Origin of the sequence: uncultured Sphingomonas sp., from assembly GCF_913778135.1 — a bacterium.
Classification (GTDB): Bacteria; Pseudomonadota; Alphaproteobacteria; order Sphingomonadales; family Sphingomonadaceae; genus Sphingomonas.
The window spans coordinates 1-4,410 of record NZ_CAJYVU010000199.1; the positions used below are offsets into that span (position 1 = coordinate 1).

At 66.8% G+C, this 4,410-nt stretch carries 5 protein-coding genes; 4 read left to right on the forward strand and 1 reads right to left on the reverse strand.

Going from position 1 to position 4,410, the window contains the following annotated elements; translation table 11 throughout:
• Positions 1–19 precede the first annotated feature (19 nt).
• Genes QZ847_RS16685 through QZ847_RS16700 form a run of 4 tightly spaced genes read left to right on the forward strand, consistent with a single transcriptional unit; the run spans position 20 to position 3,784 of the window.
• Entirely contained in the window at positions 20–397 is a 378-nt protein-coding gene (locus QZ847_RS16685; RefSeq protein WP_294358772.1) for a lysozyme inhibitor LprI family protein, read from the forward strand.
• Between the two features lie 11 nt (positions 398–408).
• Entirely contained in the window at positions 409–1,398 is a 990-nt protein-coding gene (gene bioB, locus QZ847_RS16690) for a biotin synthase BioB (protein WP_294358774.1), read from the forward strand.
• Entirely contained in the window at positions 1,395–1,769 is a 375-nt protein-coding gene (locus QZ847_RS16695; RefSeq protein ID WP_294358779.1) for a hypothetical protein, read from the forward strand. The genes bioB and QZ847_RS16695 overlap by 4 nt, the downstream gene beginning before the upstream one ends.
• Positions 1,766–3,784, forward strand: a complete 2,019-nt coding sequence (locus QZ847_RS16700; RefSeq protein WP_294358784.1) for an acetyl/propionyl/methylcrotonyl-CoA carboxylase subunit alpha — start codon at positions 1,766–1,768, stop codon at positions 3,782–3,784. Before QZ847_RS16695 ends, QZ847_RS16700 begins: the two co-directional genes overlap by 4 nt.
• A gap of 36 nt (positions 3,785–3,820) precedes the next feature.
• Here the strand turns inward: QZ847_RS16700 and QZ847_RS16705 are convergent.
• A partial coding sequence (locus QZ847_RS16705) for an FtsX-like permease family protein (RefSeq protein ID WP_294358782.1) occupies positions 3,821–4,410 on the reverse strand: 590 nt, incomplete at its 5' end.

The following is a 4,410-nucleotide window of genomic DNA, read 5'->3' on the forward strand; positions in this document are numbered from 1 at the left end:
CTGAAAGCGAGGCAGCGGAATGAAGACACTGATTCTGGTTGCGGGCGCTATGCTCGCCATCCCCGCCGCGGCGCAGTCCGCCAGCGACTATCACGCCGCCGACGCGCAGCTGAACGCGACCTATCGCAGCGTGATGACGCGGATGCAGCAGCTCGACCGCGGCACCAAGCCGTCCGATCTGCCGCCGGCGGAGCGAGCCGGGCCGACCTACGCGCAGGCGCTGCTTAACAGCCAGCGCGCGTGGCTCGCCTATCGCGACGCGAACTGTCGCGCGTTCTCCTACGAATATCGTGGCGGATCGGCGCAGGGGTTGTCGAACCGCGTCTGCCTGACGCGCATGACACGCGCGCGCACCGCGGAGTTGCGGCTGCTGCAGTCGGTGTTCGCGCACAAATGATCGAGGCTGCCATGTCCCGAACCGATTGGACACGCGAAGAGATCAGCGCGTTGTTCGATCTGCCATTCACCGAACTCGTCTTTCGTGCCGCCGAGGTGCACCGCGCACATCACGACGCCGGCGCGGTGCAGCTGTCGACGCTCTTGTCGATCAAAACCGGCGGTTGCCCGGAGGATTGCGCCTATTGCTCGCAGTCGGTGGTTGCCGACAGCGGGGTCAAGGCGACCAAGCTGATGGATGTGCGCGCCGTTCTGCAATCCGCCGCACAGGCGAAGGACGCCGGTTCGACGCGTTTCTGCATGGGCGCGGCGTGGCGCAACCCCAAGGACCGCGACATGCCCGCGGTGCTGGAGATGGTGCGCGGCGTGCGCGCGATGGGGCTGGAGACGTGCATGACGCTCGGCATGCTGACGCCCGGTCAGGCCGCGATGCTGGGTGAGGCCGGGCTCGATTACTACAACCACAACATCGACACTTCGCCCGAGCGTTACGGCGAGGTCATCACCACGCGCACCTTCGACGAGCGGCTCGACACGCTGGCGCATGTCCGCGACGCTGGCATCAACGTCTGCTGCGGCGGGATCGTCGGCATGGGCGAGACGAGGCAAGACCGCGTCGGTTTCGTCCACGCGCTGGCGACCCTGCCCGAACATCCCGGCAGCGTGCCGATCAACGCGCTGGTGCCGGTGAAGGGCACGGTGCTGGGCGACATGCTCGCCGACACGCCGATGGCCAAGATCGACGACATCGAGTTCGTCCGCACCGTTGCGGTCGCGCGCATCACCATGCCGGACAGTATGGTGCGGCTGTCGGCCGGGCGTGAGAGCATGTCCGAGGCGACGCAGGCGCTCTGTTTCATGGCGGGCGCGAACTCGATCTTCACCGGCGACAAGCTGCTCACTGCCGCCAACGCAGGTGACGACCGCGACGCGGCGCTGTTCGACAAGCTCGGGCTGCGTCCGATGTCGGCGGAATGCCGGGTGATGGAAGCGGCGGAGTGATCCGCTTCGTCACTCGCTTTGTATTGGCGGCGACCGTCGTTTGGAGTGTGTCGGCAATGACGGATGTGCGAGAAGACTGGCCCGCGCTGCCGACGACCGGGTTCGTTGCCGGACGACCTGCTACTCAGGCGGATTTCTCCAGCGGCAACGCGATCTTCTCAACTGATGGCGCCAGCAGCGTGAGCGACCTCAAGGTCCCGCAATATGTCTGGTGGCGCGATGACGATGGTCAACGGCATCCGCGCGTGCTGGTGCAAGCCGAACTGGTGCACGGCGGTATGACGATCGTCGGATTGCGCGACTCCGCCGGAAACGAGGCGGCAGCGACGTTGCCTGAAGTCGAACTCTTGGGGACGAGGAAGCCGGAATAGTGTTCAAGAAGATACTGGTCGCCAACCGTGGCGAGATCGCTTGCCGGGTGTTCCGGACCGCGAAAAAAATGGGGATCGCGACCGTCGCGGTCTATTCGGACGCCGACGCGCTCAGCCCGCACGTGCTGATGGCGGACGAGGCGGTGCGGCTCGGGCCGGCGCCCGCCGCCGAGAGTTACCTCAAGGCCGACTTGATCCTGCTCGCCGCCAAGGAAACGGGCGCGGACTGCATCCATCCGGGCTACGGTTTCCTGTCCGAGCGCGAGAGCTTCGCGCGCGCCTGCGCCGAGGCGGGCATTGCCTTCGTCGGCCCGCCGCCGAACGCAATCGCCGCAATGGGCGACAAGATCGAGTCGAAGAAGCTGGCAAAGGAAGCCGGCGTCAACGTCGTGCCCGGCTTCCTGGGCGAGATCGCCGATACCGACGATGCCGTCCGCATCGCGGGGGACATCGGCTATCCCGTCATGATGAAGGCGTCGGCGGGCGGCGGCGGCAAGGGCATGCGGCTGGCGTACAGCGAGCAGGACGTACGCGAAGGCTTCGAGGCGACCAAGCGCGAGGGGCTGGCGTCGTTCGGCGACGACCGCGTGTTCATCGAGAAGTTCATCGAAAGCCCGCGCCATATCGAGATCCAGGTGCTGGGCGACCAGCACGGCAACGTCGTGTATCTCAACGAGCGCGAATGCTCGGTCCAGCGTCGCCACCAGAAGGTGGTCGAGGAAGCACCGTCGCCGTTCGTCAGTCCCGACATGCGCCGCGCGATGGGCGAGCAGGCGGTCGCGCTCGCCAAGGCGGTCGGTTACTATAGCGCGGGCACGGTCGAGCTGATCGTCTCGGGCGCGGACACGACGGGGCAGGGCTTCTACTTTCTTGAGATGAACACCCGGCTGCAGGTCGAGCACCCCGTGACGGAGGAGATCACGGGGCTCGATCTGGTTGAGCAGATGATCCGCGTTGCGGCGGGCGAGCCGCTGTCGTTCGGGCAGGGCGACGTCAAGATCAACGGCTGGTCGGTCGAGAACCGCGTCTACGCCGAGGACCCATATCGCGGTTTCCTGCCGTCGATTGGTCGACTGGTGCGCTATCGCACCCCCGCGGCCGATCAGCGCCAGGCACCGTTCGGCGACGACGAGGGCGCGCCGGGCGTGCGCGTCGACGACGGCGTGCGTGAGGGTGGCGAGGTCAGCATGTTCTACGACCCCATGATCGCGAAGCTGGTCACCTGGGCGCCGACGCGCGATGAGGCGATCGACAAGCAGATCGCTGCACTCGACGCGTTCGAGATCGAGGGCCCAGGCACCAACCTCGATTTCCTGTCCGCGCTGATGCAGCACCCGCGCTTCCGCTCGGGCGCGATCACGACCGGGTTCATCGCGGAGGAATATCCCGACGGCTTCCACGGCGCGCCGGCGGGTGACGAGGTGGTTCGCGCACTCGCGGCGACAGCGGGGTTCGCGGCGACCGCGGAAGCCGACCGCGCGCGGCAGATCGACGGGCAATTGGGAAACCAGCTCGATGCGCCGACCGACTGGGTGGTGCGCGTCGGCAAGAGCGATCACCGCGTCCACGTCGGTGACGATCAGGTCAGCGTCGACGGCACGCCGCTGCCGGGCGGCGTCGACTACGATGCCGGTAGACGCATCGCGCGGGTCGGTGGCGACGCGCCGCTATCGGTCAAGCTGAAGCGCACGCGCACCGGCTTCACGCTCAATGCGCGCGGCGCGACGCACAAGGTGCGGGTGCTGCCAGCGCACGTTGCCGATTATGCGCAGCACCTGATCGAGAAGGTACCGCCCGACCTGTCGAAGTTCCTGATCGCGCCGATGCCGGGGCTGCTCGTGCGGCTGGACGTACGCGAAGGCGACCGCGTCGAGGCTGGGCAGGCGCTGGCGGTGGTCGAGGCGATGAAGATGGAAAACATCCTGCGCGCGGAAAAGTCGGCGGTGGTGAAGACCGTCAACGCCGCCGCGGGCGAGAGCCTGCAGGTCGACCAGGTGATCCTGGAACTGGAATAAGCGGAATGCGCGGGCCGGCATGCTGCCGGCCCGTCGTTACTCGTGTCTGAGCGCGTCGATCGGGTTGAGCGCCGCCGCACGACGTGCCGGAAAATAACCGAACACGACGCCGATCACCGCCGAGATGCCGAACGCGATCGCGTTGATCTCGGGCACGAACAGGTAGGGCAGACCGCCCAGTGCTGAGAGCGCACCGATCGCGAGCTGCGCCAGCAGCAGTCCGATCACGCCGCCCAGCATCGACAGCACCACCGCCTCGACCAGGAATTGCAGCAGGACCTCGCTCGCGACCGCGCCGATCGCGAGGCGGATGCCGATTTCGCGCGTCCGTTCGGTCACCGAGACCAGCATGATGTTCATGATGCCGATCCCGCCGACGACCAGACTGATCCCGGCGACCGCAGTCACGATGCGGGTGAGCAGCGTCGTGGTGCTCGATAGCGTGTCGCTGATCTGCTTGGTGTCGAAGATGTTGAAATCGTCGTCCTTGCCCGCGGTTATGGTGCGGCGCTCGCGCAGCAGGTCGGTGATCCCGGCCTGCACGGTCGCGGTCGAATAGGCCTGATCGACGCCGACCAGCATCAGGCGGATGTCGCGCGTGCCGGTGAAGCGGCGCTGCACCGTCT